The organism is Streptomyces sp. NPDC041135 (assembly GCF_055592085.1).
In genome coordinates this window covers 39201-51698 of record NZ_JBVIYZ010000001.1, presented here as the reverse complement: position 1 = coordinate 51698, position 12498 = coordinate 39201, and the positions used below count along the sequence as shown (strand labels likewise).

The window sequence follows — 12498 nt, the reverse complement described above, 5'->3', positions numbered from 1 at the left end:
CGCTCAGACCATGCCGCCGGCCACGGCCGGCAGGATGGTCACGGTGTCGCCGTCGGACAGCTTGGTGGTGATGCCGTCGACGAAGCGGACGTCCTCGTCGTTCAGGTACACGTTGACGAACCGGCGCAGCTGGCCGTTGTCGACGATACGGCCCTGGATGCCCGCGTGCCGGGTCTCGAGGTCGGCGAACAGGTCGGCGAGCGTCTCACCACTGCCCTCCACCGCCTTCTGACCGTCGGTGTACTGGCGGAGGATGGTGGGGATGCGGACCTCGATGGCCATGGTTGCGGACTCCTGTCGGATGGGTTCGTCGATTCGGTGTGTGCGCGCCGTGGTGGTCCCCCCGGGCTCCCGTGCTCGAGGGGGCGCCCGCGGCTCCACGGCCGTGGGGCTGCGTCAACAGATGGCGCTGCTGAGCCTGCACAGGTCGACGTGCAGCCGCGCCACGAGCAGCACGCCCGGCGCCTTCTCGCTCACGTCGTTCAGAACCATGGGCTCATCGTATCGATTCCCGGTCCGGGTCCCGGAATGTGATCTCGCATGCTGGATGGATTCCGACCGAAGGGTGGTCAGCACCGCGCTGAGCTGGGCATGACGTCCCGGTGGACCGGGTTGACCGCTCAGTAGGCATCCACGATCCGGACCTCCTCCTCGGTGACCTCGCCGTCGAGGATGCGGAAGGAGCGGAACTGGAAGTCGCCGAGGCCGTCGGTGTCGGCGGTGGAGACCAGGACGTAGTGGGCGCCGGGCTCGTTGGCGTAGCCGATGTCGGTGCGGGAGGGGTACGCCTCGGTCGCGGTGTGGGAGTGGTAGATGACCACCGGCTCCTCGTCGCGGTCGTCCATGTCGCGGTAGAGCTTGAGCAGGTCCTGCGAGTCGAACTCGTAGAAGGTGGGCGAGCGGGCCGCGTTCAGCATCGGGATGAACCGCTCGGGGCGGCCGGCGCCCACCGGTCCGGCGACCACGCCGCACGCCTCGTCGGGGTGGTCCTCGCGCGCGTGGGCGACGATCTGGTCGTACAGGGCCTGGGTGATGGTCAGCATGGGGGTCAGGATAAGCGGGCGGGCCGTCCCGTACCGAGGTGTGGTACGGGACGGCCCGGATGATGGACGCCCTGAGCGGCGGCCGCCGGCCGCGCCACGAGTGCTCCGGCGGCCCGGACGTCCAGGGGAGCAGCCTCCCCGGTGGTCTCAGCCCACCTTCTCCAGCTCCGGCTCGCGCCGGTCGGCGATCTCCGGCGTGCGGGCCTTGAGCACCAGCCAGCCGATGCCGAGGGCGACCGCCCAGACCGCCATCACGTACAGGCAGACCCGGGAGTCGGCGTCGTAGGCGATGAGGCCGGTGACGAAGAGCAGGAAGACGATGGCGATGTACGAGCAGACCGCGCCGCCCGGCGCCGGGAAGGACGAGGCGGGCAGCCGGCCGGCGACCACCGCGCGGCGGTAGCGCACGTGGCTCACCAGGATCATCAGCCAGGTCCAGATGCCGGCCGCGGTGGCGACGGAGGTGACGTAGCCGAAGGCCTTCTCCGGGACGACGTAGTTCAGGACCACGCCGATTCCCATGAACAGCACCGAGACGGTGATGCCGAGGGCCGGGGTCTTGGTGGACGACAGCTTCGAGAAGACCCGGGGCGCCTCGCCGTTGTCGGCCAGGGTGCGCAGCATGCGGCCGGTGGAGTACATGCCGGAGTTGCAGGACGACAGGGCCGCGGTGAGGACCACGAAGTTGACGATGCCGGCGCCGGCCGGGATGCCGATCATGGCGAAGGCCTTCACGAACGGGCTGACGCCCGGCGCGAACTCGGTCCACTTCACCACGCACAGGATGACGGTGAGCGCGCCGACGTAGAACAGCGCGATGCGCCAGGGCAGGGTGTTGATCGCCTTGGGGAGGGTCTTCTCGGGGTTCTCGGACTCGCCCGCGGTGACGCCGACCAGCTCGACGGCGAGGTAGGCGAACATCACGCCCTGGAGGGTCATCAGGGAGGAGCCGATGCCCTTGGGGAAGAAGCCGTCGAACTGCCAGAGGTTGGCGACGGAGGCGGTGTCACCGGCGGCGCTGAAGCCGAAGGTGAGCACGCCGAGGCCGATCACGATCATGCCGATCAGGGCGGTGACCTTGACCATCGAGAACCAGAACTCGATCTCGCCGAACAGCTTCACCGAGATCAGGTTGGCCACGAACAGGACGACCAGGAAGACCAGGGCCGTCACCCACTGCGGGACCGACGGGAACCAGTAGTGGACGTAGATCGCGGCGGCCGTCAGCTCGGCCATGCCGGTCACCACCCACATCAGCCAGTACGTCCAGCCGGTGAAGTAGCCGAAGAACGGGCCGAGGAACTCGCGGGAGTACTCCGCGAAGGAGCCCGACACCGGGCGGTACAGGAGCAGCTCGCCGAGCGCCCGCATGATGAAGAAGATGATGACGCCCGCGAGGGCGTACATCAGGATGAGGCTGGGTCCGGCCTTGGCGATGTTCGCCCCGGCACCCAGGAACAGGCCGACGCCGATGGCGCCGCCGATCGCGATCATCTGGACCTGACGGCTGCCGAGCCCGCGCTCGTACCCCTCTTCGGGGGTGTCGCCGGCAACCTCGTCGGTGACCTTCGAAGAGGTCATGTGTGGTGCGCCTTTCTCCATGCCGACCCGGGCCTTTCGTCGGCCGCGGATCGGGTTCGATCCCCCCGGATTGATGGAGCCGGGCGGGCTTCGCGGGCCCGCCCCTGCCTGGCCGGCGGTTGCCGGCTCGGTGGCGCACCCGGCCGAACATGGGTGGTGTTCGCCGGGCGGTCGTGAAGATTTATCACGGCCGCAACACTGATCACAGATGTGCACTGTGAGGCAGCGCACAGGGAAAAGCGGACAAAGGACACCCGCATGGAGCAAAACAGGCCGCAACGGTGACGGGATCGTTATCCGGATTTGAGTGTCCTCTGAGCGGACGCGCAAAGGCGGACGGTCTACGGCATAAGGGTCGTGACGAGGGTCTCCTGGAGCCCGCCCAGCCACAGGTAGGCCATCACCATGGGCTTGCGCGGGTCGTCGTCGGGGAGGCGGTAGAGCAGGTCGGTGTCGTCCTCGTCGCTGATCTCCAGCCGGGCGCCGATGGCCAGGCGCAGGTCGTTGAGCGAGCCCAGCCAGGCCCGGGACTGGTCCGGCGACAGCTTCAGCACCGCCCCGCCGTCGCCCCCGGAGGCCAGCGCGTCCAGGGAGCGGATCACCGCCAGGGCGTTCTCCCGCTTCCCCGCGCGCAGGTCGTTCTCGGTGTAGCGGCGGAACTCGGAGGAGTACTCCTGCCGCTCCTGCGCCTGGCGGGGCGAGCCGGGTTCGTTCTCGGGGTCGGTGTAGGCGTCCGGGAACAGCCGGCGCAGCACCGGGTCGGCGGGCGGCTCGCTGGGGCCCTCGGCGAACAGCTCCGCGAGCGGGTCGGCGGGGGTGTCGGCGGCGGGGCCGGGTCCGATGAGTTCCAGGAGCTGGACCGCCAGCGACCGGATGATGGAGATCTCGACGTCGTCGAGCGCGACGGCCGCGCCGCCGCCGGGGAGCGGTTCGAAGGTTCCGGGCATGGAGGAGGTTCGCTACTTCCGGTCCTGCTGGAGGGTGGCCCACAGACCGTAGCCGTGCATCGCCTGCACGTCGCGTTCCATCTCCTCGCGGCTGCCGCTGGAGACGACCGCCCGGCCCTTGTGGTGGACGTCGAGCATGAGCTTGGTGGCCTTGTCCTTGGAATAGCCGAAGTACGTCTGGAAGACGTACGTCACGTAGCTCATGAGGTTGACCGGGTCGTTGTGGACGATCGTGACCCAGGGGACGTCGGGTTCGGGTACGGCGAAGACCTCCTCCGCCGACTCGGTGCGTTCGATCTCTACGGGCGCGGGTGACGTCACACCGCCCATGCTGCCACGGGCGCCTTTATTCGTCACACTGACGAAATGGGGGTAGCATCGCCTCCCATGAACACAGCGGACCTTGGGCTGCCGGTGGACGTTCCCTCGACGGCGCTTTTCACGGACCAGTACGAGCTGACCATGCTGCAGGCCGCCCTGCGGGCGGGCACGGCCGAGCGGCGGAGCGTGTTCGAAGTCTTCACCCGGCGGCTGCCGGAGGGGCGCCGCTACGGCGTGGTGGCGGGCACCGGACGCGTCCTGGACGCGGTGGAGAACTTCCGCTTCGACGACGGCGTCCTCGGCTTCCTGCGCGAGCAGCGGATCGTCGACGAGGCGACCCTGCGGTGGCTCGCGGACTACCGCTTCAGCGGTGACATCTGGGGCTACCCCGAGGGCGAGGTGTACTTCCCCGGCTCGCCGATCCTGCGGGTGGAGGGCTCCTTCGCCGAGTGCGTGCTGCTGGAGACCGTCATCCTGTCGATCCTCAACCACGACTCGGCCATCGCGGCCGCCGCCTCGCGGATGGCGTCCGCCGCCGGGGGCCGGCCGCTGATCGAGATGGGCGCCCGCCGCACCCACGAGCTGGCCGCGGTCGCCGCCGCCCGCGCCGCGTACGTCGGCGGCTTCACCACCACCTCCGACCTCGCGGCCGGCTTCCGCTACGGCATCCCCACGGTGGGCACCTCCGCGCACGCCTTCACCCTGCTGCACGACCACGAGCGGGACGCCTTCCGCGCCCAGGTGGACTCCCTCGGCCGGGGCACCACGCTGCTGGTGGACACCTACGACGTCACCGAGGCCGTCCGGGCGGCCGTCGAGGTGGCCGGGCCCGAGCTGGGCGCCGTGCGCATCGACTCCGGCGACCTGCTGCTCGTCGCGCACCGGGTGCGCCAGCAGCTGGACGAGCTGGGCGCGACCGGCACGAAGATCATCGTCACCTCCGACCTGGACGAGTACGCCATCGCCTCGCTGGCGGCGGCGCCCGTGGACGCGTACGGCGTCGGCACCCAGCTGGTGACCGGCTCCGGGCACCCGACCGCGGCCATGGTCTACAAGCTCGTCGCCCGCGCCGAGTCCGCCGATCCCGCGGCGCCGCTGGTGGCGGTGGCGAAGAAGTCCACCGGCGGCAAGACCTCCGTCGGCGGCCGCAAGTGGGCGGCGCGCCGGCTGGACGCGGACGGCGTCGCCGAGGCCGAGGTCGTGGGCACCGGCCCGGTGCCGTCCGCGCTGGCCGGCCGGGAGCTGCTGGCCGAGCTGGTCAAGGGCGGCGAGGTGGTCGCCCGCGAGCCGCTCGACGTGCCCCGCGAGCGCCACCTGGCCGCCCGCGGCAACCTGCCGCTGTCGGCGACCCAGCTCTCCCGCGGCGAGCCGGTCATCCCCACCGAGTACGTGCACGCGCCCGCCGCGGGCTGACATCGGGGTACCCGGACACCCGCACAGACCCGGGCGTCCGGGGCGCGCGGGGAGCGGTCCGGGCGCCGTGGCGCGCCGGTTCCTGCGAGCGCCGGTCGCGCGCCCCCGTGAACGCCCCCTCCCGCACCGCCGCGGAAGTCTCTAGGCTCAATTACTTCAGCCCCAGTCGAAGGACACCGACCATGCGCCGCGCCTTGATCGTCGTAGACGTGCAGAACGACTTCTGCGAGGGAGGCAGCCTCGCGGTGGCCGGGGGTGCCGACGTGGCCGCCGCGATCACCGAACTGATCGGGCAGGCCCCCGCCGGGTACCGGCACGTGATCGCCACCCGCGACCACCACATCGCGCCCGGCGGACACTTCGCCGACAACCCCGACTACGTCCGCTCCTGGCCCGCGCACTGCGTCGCGGGCACCGAGGGCGTCGGCTTCCACCCGAACTTCGCCCCGGCCGTCGCCTCCGGCGCCGTGGACGCGGTCTTCGACAAGGGCGCCTACTCGGCCGCCTACAGCGGCTTCGAGGGCACCGACGAGAACGGCGTGGCGCTCGCCGACTGGCTGCGCGCCCGGCAGATCGACGAGGTGGACGTCGTCGGCATCGCCACCGACCACTGCGTGCGCGCGACCGCGCTGGACGCGCGGCGCGAGGGCTTCCGCACGCAGGTGCTGCTGGAGCTGACCGCCGGGGTCGCCGCCGCGACGACCGAGCGGGCGCTGCGGGAGCTGCGCGAGGCGGGCGTGGAACTGACCGGCAAGCCGGTCGTCGGCGGCTGACCCGCGGGGCGCGGGTGGCCGGCGCCCGCGCGGGCTACGCCGGGGCCGGCGGGCGGCGCAGCAGGGAGCGGATCGGGCGCCACAGCTCGGGGCGGCCGAGGGCGTCGAAGGGGGCCGTGCGCCATATCAGCCCGTCGGGGTGGTGCAGTACGGCCGTGACCTCGTCCGGGGTCGGCGGCGCCGCGTTGCCCCGCAGGTAGACCGCCCGCATCCCCAGGTTGCGCAGCCGGGTCAGGGCGCGGGAGCGGTTCTGGGCGTGGACGAGGACCCGCACGCCCAGCGAGCCGTCGGCGGCCTGGCCGGGCAGGTCCAGCGCCACCACCACGGTGCCGTTCGGCAGCTTGCAGAAGCCTCCTGCGGCCATGCGGTCACATCCCCGTTCCGGTCGGTGTCAATAAGCGGTCCACAGGACGCACCTAAACACGATCGGCGGCGACCCGCCAGGGGGTCGCCGCCGATACGTCTGTGACCTGCGGGAATGCGGACTACTTCACCGCAGGGCCAACCTTCAGGGAGATCGTCGAGCCGTCCTTGGCCTCCTTGACGATCTTGATCTTGGTGTTGGTGTCAGTGACCTTGACGCCCGCGGCCGGGTTGGCCGAGGTGTAGTAGCTGCTCAGGTGGTCGTTGAAGACCGACACACCCTTGTGGCCCTTGATCTTGGTCGCGACGTCCGCCTTGTGCAGGGTGATGCCGTCCGAGGCGTACAGGCTGAACGGGGAGTCGTAGGCCTGGATGCGGTTGCGCATCAGCGTGCCGTCGGTCCACTTCAGCGGCGCCGGGTGCGAGTCGATCGGCAGGATCAGACCGGTGCCGGCGTGCGTGCCGGTGTTGTTGTCCGCCTGGGAGGTGTCCCACTTCCAGATCAACAGGCCGTTCTGGTACGGGTAGTGCTCCACCCAGTCCGGACGGGTCGTCGAGAAGCCGAAGTTGTACGGGCCCGTCTTCAGGGTCTTGTCGTACGACGCGTACTGGCGGTTCTCCGCGATGTAGTACTGCGCGTAGTCCTTGGTGAAGGAGGCGCCGATGCGGGAGAAGCCGTTGGCGGTCCAGGCGCTGTCCGCGCTCTCCGCGTCGTCCGAGAACAGGGCCGCGCCGTCCGCGGTGACGGTGATCTCGTCGGCCGTGAAGCCGTTCTCCGCGACGCCGCTGTCGGTGGCGTAGCGGAAGCGCAGCTGGATCTTCTGGCCGGCGTAGGCGTCGAGCGGGAACGCCAGCTTCTTGTAGGTGTCCGAGAAGCCGGTCAGCGCGGGCGCGTCACTGCCGTCCCGCGGGATGGCCTGGCCGTCGGCGGTGCCGTCGAGCGGCTTCCAGTTGGCGCCGTTGTCCGTGGAGACCTCGGTGTAGACGTAGTCGTAGTTGGCCTCGGCCGCCCACCACCCGTCCAGCGTCAGGGTCGCCGAGGACTTGCCGGTGAGGTCGACGGAACGGGTCAGCGTGTTCTTCAGGTCGTTGCCGCTGCCGCTCCACCACTGGGTCGCGCCCTGGGCCGGGGTGACGATCGTGGTGGTGACCGCCTTCTGCGGCAGGCTGACCACGAGGCCCTGCTTGTCCCAGGTGTTGTACTCGGCCAGGCCCAGCCGGTGGGTGGACTGCGTACCCGCCTTGGCGGTGTCGTAGTTCAGCCAGCCCAGCTGGAGCTTGTCCCAGGCGTTCATGTCGCCGGGCAGGTCACCGATGGACTGCTTGCCGGTGCCCAGCCAGGAACCGGAGGACATCAGCGTCCAGAACCCGGTGGAGTTCTCGCCGCCCGCGGTGTCGTACTCGTCCGGCAGGCCGAGGTCGTGCCCGTACTCGTGGGCGTAGACGCCGAGGCCGCCGTTCTCCGGCTGGATGGTGTAGTCGCCGACCCAGACACCGGTGTTGCCGACGGGCGCGCCGCCGAGCTTGTTGCCGGCCGGGCCGGTGGCGCCGGCGTCGGTGCCGAAGGCGTACCAGCGGTGCGCCCAGATGGCGTCCTCGCCCTGGACGCCGCCGCCCGCGGACTCGTCCTCACCGGCGTGCACGATCTGGAAGTGGTCGACGTAGCCGTCGGGCTCGTTGAAGTTGCCGTCGCCGTCGTAGTCGTAGCGGTCCCACTGGTCGTACTTGGCCAGGTCCGCCTTGATGGCGGCGTCGGACTTGCCGGCCGCCTTCTGCTGGGCGACCCACGCGTTGAGGCCGTCGCTGACGACGTTCCACACGCTGGGGCAGTTGGTGGAGCCGCAGGCGTTGTTGCCGTAACGCGCCTCGTTGTAGGGGACCGTGACCCAGTCCGAGACCTCGCCGGCGACCGAGTAGCGGCCCGAGGACTGCTTCTCGTAGTACTTCTTCAGCGACTCGGTCTTCTTGCCGGTGCCGAAGTACAGGTCCTGGAAGTGCTTTTGGTTGTAGTCCTTCTGCCAGGCCGTGCTGTTGTCCTTCTTGCGGTCCGGCGCGGCGATGGTGTTGTGCAGCGGACCGGGGGTGCCGCCGAACTTCGGGTCCGTCTGCTTGCCGAACTGGACCAGGATGGTGAAGATCTTGTCGGTCTTCTCCCGGCCCAGCTCGACGTACTTGCTGTCGCCCTTCTTGCTCTTGAGCTGGACGACCTGGGACCCGTTGCGGTCCTTCACCTGAGCTTTGCCGGATATGACCTGCTTGAGGGCTTCCTCGCGCTGGGATTCCTGCGTCTTGCTCAGCGGTCCGTCGAGGTTGTGCTCGTGCTGCCGCACCGGCTGCGGGTCGTGCCGGTGCACGGTGGCCGCCGGGGCGCCCGCCTCCGCCACCGCGAAGGTGGCGAAACCGGCCGAGGCCGCCGCGAGCGTCACGCCGATGGCGGCGGCTCTGAATGTCCAGGATCTGCTGGTCACTTGCTGTCCTCCCCTGACACGTCCGCGCGCACGGAAGGAGGGTCTCTGGCCATGAAAGGTCCGCGCGCGATCAACGCGTGTAGTCAAGTGACGACATTTGACTAGAGGTTCAGCAGAAAAGACAGACCTTGACTTGAACAGGTCAATTGCATTATGCGGAGCCGACGTCCGCTTTACGAACACCTGGAGCACCGCTCAACAGGCGCGTGAGCCGGTCCACTTGGTGGACGCCATGACTCCGTGCGCCCCCTGTGCACCGGTACCGTGGGTTAGGTCACGCTTACCGGGCGTTCCACTCGGGCATGCACGCGAATAGAGTCGAAGAGTGGCACGCCCGGAGGCCGGTGGAAACCCAGGCCGGCATCCCGTCTCACCCCCAATCTTCCGAGGACACGATTGCCATGCCTCGTCCGACCGCCGCACAGCTCGCTTACGGTTCGTGCACCGTGATCTTCTCGACGCTCGCCATGCTGCTGCTGTCACAGACGAGTTCGGGCGTCGGCATCACGGTCATCGCCCTCGCCGCGCTGGCCCTGGGGCTGCTGGTCGCCATGACCGTGCCCCTGCCCGGACCACGCGCCGCCACCGGCTCCCTGCCGACGGCCCCGGCGCCGGCCCACGCCCCGGCTCCCGCCCCGGCGGCGGCCCGGCGGCGGGTGCCCGTGCAGCGCGAGCCCGTGGCCGCCTCGGCCGAGCCCGTGCGGGAGCCGGCGCCCTGACGGACGCGCCGGCGGGTCAGGTGGTGCTGACCACCACCGTCTTGGCGGCCTTGTCGTGCAGGCCCTGCTTGTACGGCTTGTCGAAGAAGCTCCAGCCGCCCGCGACGGCCGTCCAGATGCAGGCGCAGCAGAAGGCGAACGGCAGCCACAGCACCAGCGAGCGCACCAGCGCGGTCCGCGCCGAGGGCGTCGAGCCGTCGCCCAGGTCGGCCACGCGCATCTTCAGCCACTTCTTGCCGAGGGTCTGCCCGGTCCTGGCGATGAGGAACGTGTCGTAGGCGACGTAGAGCACGGCGGCGATCAGCGACTGCGTGAAGGACTTGCCGACCTCCATCCGGTCACCGTTCATCTGGTACTCGCGCACCCCGAACGCCCAGGTCAGCAGCCAGACCACGATGCCCACCAGGATCATGTCGATGATGCGGGCGAGGGTGCGCTTGCCGCTGTCGGCCAGCGGAGGCATCCCGGCGAGCGGGTCACCGCCCGGGCCGCCGCCCCCGTAGGGGTCACCGCCGTAGGGGGACTGCCCGCCTCCGCCGTACGGCGGCTGCCCGCCGCCCCCGTAGGGGGACTGCCCGCCGCTCCCGTAGGGGGACTGGCCGCCCGGGCCGGGGGGCGAGGGCTGGCCGCCGGGCGGGCCCTCCCGGTCGCCGTACGGGGAGTCGTACGGCGAGCCCGGCCGCGGGCCGGTCGGGGGCTGCTTCCTGAACGGGTCGTCTTCCGGCGGCTCCGGTCCGGAACCGGGAGGCGGTTCGCTGCTCATGGCCCGAGTGGACCCCGATCCCCCCGCCGCCGCATCCGGCACGGTCCGTACGGGCTACGGCGGTGCGGGGTACGGGGTACGGGGGTACGGCCCACGGGGACGGGCCCGGCGCGGCGGGGAGCCGGGCGGTCAGCCCGCCACGAAGGTGTGGGCCGCCTTGTCGTGCCAGCACTGGTGCCACGGCCGGTCGAACAGGCACCAGGCGACACCGACGATCCCGATGCCGAGCAGACCGGGCACGCTGTAGACCAGCCAGCGGCGCAGCGCGAGCCCGAAGCCCGGGGGCTCGTGCGCCTCGATGTCCCGCACCTCGATGCCGCACACCCGCTTGCCCAGCGTGCGGCCCCACTTCGCGGTGGGCAGCACCTCGTACAGGACGCCCGCGACGAGCAGGACGCCGAGGACGATGCCCAGGCAGGCGCCGGTGGTGCCGTCCAGCAGCCACACCGTGACGGTGGTGCCCGACAGCCGGGCCGCGTCGATCTTGTCCTGGACGTGCTCGGCCGCCCTGGTGCCGAGCGGTACGGCCGCCACCGCGGTCACCGCGCCGAGCACCAGGCTGTCGATCAGCCGGGCCGCGAACCGCTTGCCGAGCCCGGCGGGACGGGCCGCCGACTGCCGCCGGGCGGCCGCCTGGAACACGTCCTCCACCGGCGGCTTCCAGGGCACGACGGGCTGCTCGTCACCCCCTCCGGCCAGCTGGTGCACCTGCTGCGCCCACGAGGCCTGGCCGCCGCCGGGCCCGCTGGTCACCGGGGTCGCGGGCGGGTTCGCCTGCTGCGGCACGGACGGCGCCGCGCCACCGGCCGCCCGCTCCGGCGGGGACACCGTGGGCCCCGCCTGCGCCGGTACCTGGCCCTGGGCGCCGCCCGGCGCCGGCTGCGCGGCTGCCTTCCCCGGGGCGAAGCCGGGCCCCGACGGGGCGGCGGGGCCGCCCTGGCCCGCCGGGCCGAACCCCGCGCCCTGCGGCCCGTGCGCGGGCCCGGCCGGACCGGAGCCCGGCGCGCCGAACCCCGCCGCACCACCGGACGGCGCGCCGACGGGACCCTGCGCACCGAGCTGCCCCTGCGGGCCGGGCCCGTACGGGCCGGCGGCCGGTACGCCGGGGGCGTGCGGGCCGGGAGCCTGCGCGCCCGGCCCGGGAGGGCCGAAGCTCCCGGCAGCGGCGGCGCCCTGGTTGCTCTGGCCGCCCTGGCCGCTCAGGTGCGCCGTACCAGCGCCGGGACCGCCGACCGGGCCCTGTGCGGGCAGACCTGGCGTGCCCGGGGACGCGGGCCGGGCGCCGCCGGTCCGGGCTCCGGGCACCTGGCCCTGCTGCCCGCCGTGCGGCGGGACCGGGCGGAAGGTCATCGTGCCCGGGTCCGCGGGCCCGCCGGAGCCGCCCGGGCCGCCGGGGGCCGCCGCCGGGCCCGTGGCCGGCCTGCGGAAGACGAACGTTCCGCCCGGGTCGAGGTCGTCGCCCCCGGCCGGGGCCGGCCCGCCGTCGGGCCGCTCGGGCGGCGCCACCCGGTCCGGGTGCTCCGCGGGGACCCTGGGGTCGGCCCCCCAGGCGACGCGGCGGTCCTGGTCGCCGCCGAAGCCGGACTGCCGCGCCCGGTCCGCGCCCCACGCGGGCGCCTGCTGCGGCTGCGGCTGCTGCGGGTCCTCGTCGAAGAAGTGCGGGCCCGTCTCCTCGACGGCGGGAGCGGCCGGGCCCGCACCGGCGGGCGGGGCGAGCGACTCGCCGTCCCGCGGCGCCGGCCGGCTGGTGCCCGGCACCCATGCGGCACCGTTCCAGTACCGGACGTATCCGGGGATGGACGGGTCCGGGTAGTAGCCCTCGCGGGGCCTGTCGTCACCTGGGGCCGGGGTTGGGGCGCTCATGTCCGTCGTCCCGTATCTGCTCGGGGGTCGTCTGGGGGGCTCCACATCTATCAGACCCGCGCAACGCCCACCGCCAGTCCGGCGGGACCCGCCCCTTTCCGGGCAACTCCCCGCGGCCGCTCCTCCGGAGGGTGTACCGGGCGGGGGAAGGAATTTCCGCCGACCCGCGTAATGCCGGCGGCCCCGCCCCGTCTCCACCCGTACGGGCCCGCTCCGGGCGCCCGTACACCCGCTCGAGAGAGGA

At 71.9% G+C, this 12498-nt stretch carries 13 protein-coding genes; 3 read left to right on the top strand and 10 right to left on the bottom strand.

Features of this window, described 5'->3' with window-relative positions:
* Positions 1-3: 3 nt before the first annotated feature.
* The 6 genes from ACZ6CZ_RS00235 to clpS all read right to left on the bottom strand — a co-directional run bounded on the left by ACZ6CZ_RS00235 (position 4) and on the right by clpS (position 3901).
* On the bottom strand, positions 4-282 hold the full coding sequence (locus ACZ6CZ_RS00235) for a MoaD/ThiS family protein (RefSeq protein ID WP_469012259.1): 279 nt from the start codon (positions 280-282) through the stop codon (positions 4-6).
* A gap of 114 nt (positions 283-396) precedes the next feature.
* On the bottom strand, positions 397-492 hold the full coding sequence (locus ACZ6CZ_RS00230; RefSeq protein WP_469012254.1) for a putative leader peptide: 96 nt from the start codon (positions 490-492) through the stop codon (positions 397-399).
* A 128-nt stretch (positions 493-620) separates the two neighbouring features.
* Entirely contained in the window at positions 621-1043 is a 423-nt protein-coding gene (locus tag ACZ6CZ_RS00225) for a M67 family metallopeptidase (protein WP_469012251.1), read from the bottom strand.
* A gap of 147 nt (positions 1044-1190) precedes the next feature.
* Positions 1191-2624 carry an amino acid permease gene (locus ACZ6CZ_RS00220; protein WP_469012246.1) on the bottom strand — a complete coding sequence of 478 codons (1434 nt, stop codon included), beginning with the start codon at positions 2622-2624 and terminating at the stop codon, positions 1191-1193.
* A 341-nt stretch (positions 2625-2965) separates the two neighbouring features.
* Positions 2966-3571 (bottom strand): DUF2017 domain-containing protein, encoded by a 606-nt coding sequence (locus ACZ6CZ_RS00215; protein ID WP_469012243.1) that lies wholly within the window; start codon positions 3569-3571, stop codon positions 2966-2968.
* A gap of 12 nt (positions 3572-3583) precedes the next feature.
* Positions 3584-3901, bottom strand: coding sequence for an ATP-dependent Clp protease adapter ClpS (clpS, locus tag ACZ6CZ_RS00210; RefSeq protein WP_061923862.1), 318 nt, complete (start codon positions 3899-3901; stop codon positions 3584-3586).
* 57 nt (positions 3902-3958) lie between these two features.
* On the opposite strand from clpS, the gene ACZ6CZ_RS00205 reads away from it, so the two are divergent.
* Both ACZ6CZ_RS00205 and ACZ6CZ_RS00200 read left to right on the top strand, forming a co-directional pair.
* Positions 3959-5305, top strand: a complete 1347-nt coding sequence (locus ACZ6CZ_RS00205; protein WP_469012240.1) for a nicotinate phosphoribosyltransferase — start codon at positions 3959-3961, stop codon at positions 5303-5305.
* A 182-nt stretch (positions 5306-5487) separates the two neighbouring features.
* The gene (locus ACZ6CZ_RS00200) at positions 5488-6078 is read left to right on the top strand and encodes an isochorismatase family protein (RefSeq protein ID WP_469012237.1); all 591 of its coding nucleotides are present in this window, start codon (positions 5488-5490) and stop codon (positions 6076-6078) included.
* 34 nt (positions 6079-6112) lie between these two features.
* Here ACZ6CZ_RS00200 and ACZ6CZ_RS00195 read toward each other — a convergent pair whose 3' ends face one another.
* Positions 6113-6442 carry a hypothetical protein gene (locus ACZ6CZ_RS00195; RefSeq protein WP_469012234.1) on the bottom strand — a complete coding sequence of 110 codons (330 nt, stop codon included), beginning with the start codon at positions 6440-6442 and terminating at the stop codon, positions 6113-6115.
* A 121-nt stretch (positions 6443-6563) separates the two neighbouring features.
* Positions 6564-8909 (bottom strand): immune inhibitor A domain-containing protein, encoded by a 2346-nt coding sequence (locus tag ACZ6CZ_RS00190; protein ID WP_469012229.1) that lies wholly within the window; start codon positions 8907-8909, stop codon positions 6564-6566.
* Positions 8910-9310: 401 nt separating this feature from the next.
* Between ACZ6CZ_RS00190 and ACZ6CZ_RS00185 the strand changes: the two genes are divergently transcribed.
* A complete protein-coding gene (locus tag ACZ6CZ_RS00185; RefSeq protein WP_469012227.1) occupies positions 9311-9628 on the top strand; it encodes a hypothetical protein in 318 nt (105 codons plus the stop codon).
* A 16-nt stretch (positions 9629-9644) separates the two neighbouring features.
* Here the strand turns inward: ACZ6CZ_RS00185 and ACZ6CZ_RS00180 are convergent, their stop codons facing one another.
* Both ACZ6CZ_RS00180 and ACZ6CZ_RS00175 read right to left on the bottom strand, forming a co-directional pair.
* Positions 9645-10391, bottom strand: a complete 747-nt coding sequence (locus ACZ6CZ_RS00180; protein WP_469012223.1) for an RDD family protein — start codon at positions 10389-10391, stop codon at positions 9645-9647.
* Positions 10392-10520: 129 nt separating this feature from the next.
* Positions 10521-12254, bottom strand: coding sequence for an RDD family protein (locus ACZ6CZ_RS00175; RefSeq protein WP_469012221.1), 1734 nt, complete (start codon positions 12252-12254; stop codon positions 10521-10523).
* Positions 12255-12498: the final 244 nt, after the last annotated feature.

Coding starts and splice junctions, on each gene's coding strand:
- ACZ6CZ_RS00215 (WP_469012243.1), bottom strand. CDS start 3,571: ATGCCCGGAACCTTCGAACCGCTCCCCGGCGGCGGCGCGGCCGTCGCG.
- ACZ6CZ_RS00200 (WP_469012237.1), top strand. CDS start 5,488: ATGCGCCGCGCCTTGATCGTCGTAGACGTGCAGAACGACTTCTGCGAG.
- ACZ6CZ_RS00175 (WP_469012221.1), bottom strand. CDS start 12,254: ATGAGCGCCCCAACCCCGGCCCCAGGTGACGACAGGCCCCGCGAGGGC.
- ACZ6CZ_RS00225 (WP_469012251.1), bottom strand. CDS start 1,043: ATGCTGACCATCACCCAGGCCCTGTACGACCAGATCGTCGCCCACGCG.
- ACZ6CZ_RS00180 (WP_469012223.1), bottom strand. CDS start 10,391: ATGAGCAGCGAACCGCCTCCCGGTTCCGGACCGGAGCCGCCGGAAGAC.
- ACZ6CZ_RS00235 (WP_469012259.1), bottom strand. CDS start 282: ATGGCCATCGAGGTCCGCATCCCCACCATCCTCCGCCAGTACACCGAC.
- ACZ6CZ_RS00185 (WP_469012227.1), top strand. CDS start 9,311: ATGCCTCGTCCGACCGCCGCACAGCTCGCTTACGGTTCGTGCACCGTG.
- ACZ6CZ_RS00195 (WP_469012234.1), bottom strand. CDS start 6,442: ATGGCCGCAGGAGGCTTCTGCAAGCTGCCGAACGGCACCGTGGTGGTG.
- ACZ6CZ_RS00230 (WP_469012254.1), bottom strand. CDS start 492: ATGGTTCTGAACGACGTGAGCGAGAAGGCGCCGGGCGTGCTGCTCGTG.
- ACZ6CZ_RS00205 (WP_469012240.1), top strand. CDS start 3,959: ATGAACACAGCGGACCTTGGGCTGCCGGTGGACGTTCCCTCGACGGCG.
- clpS (WP_061923862.1), bottom strand. CDS start 3,901: ATGGGCGGTGTGACGTCACCCGCGCCCGTAGAGATCGAACGCACCGAG.
- ACZ6CZ_RS00220 (WP_469012246.1), bottom strand. CDS start 2,624: ATGACCTCTTCGAAGGTCACCGACGAGGTTGCCGGCGACACCCCCGAA.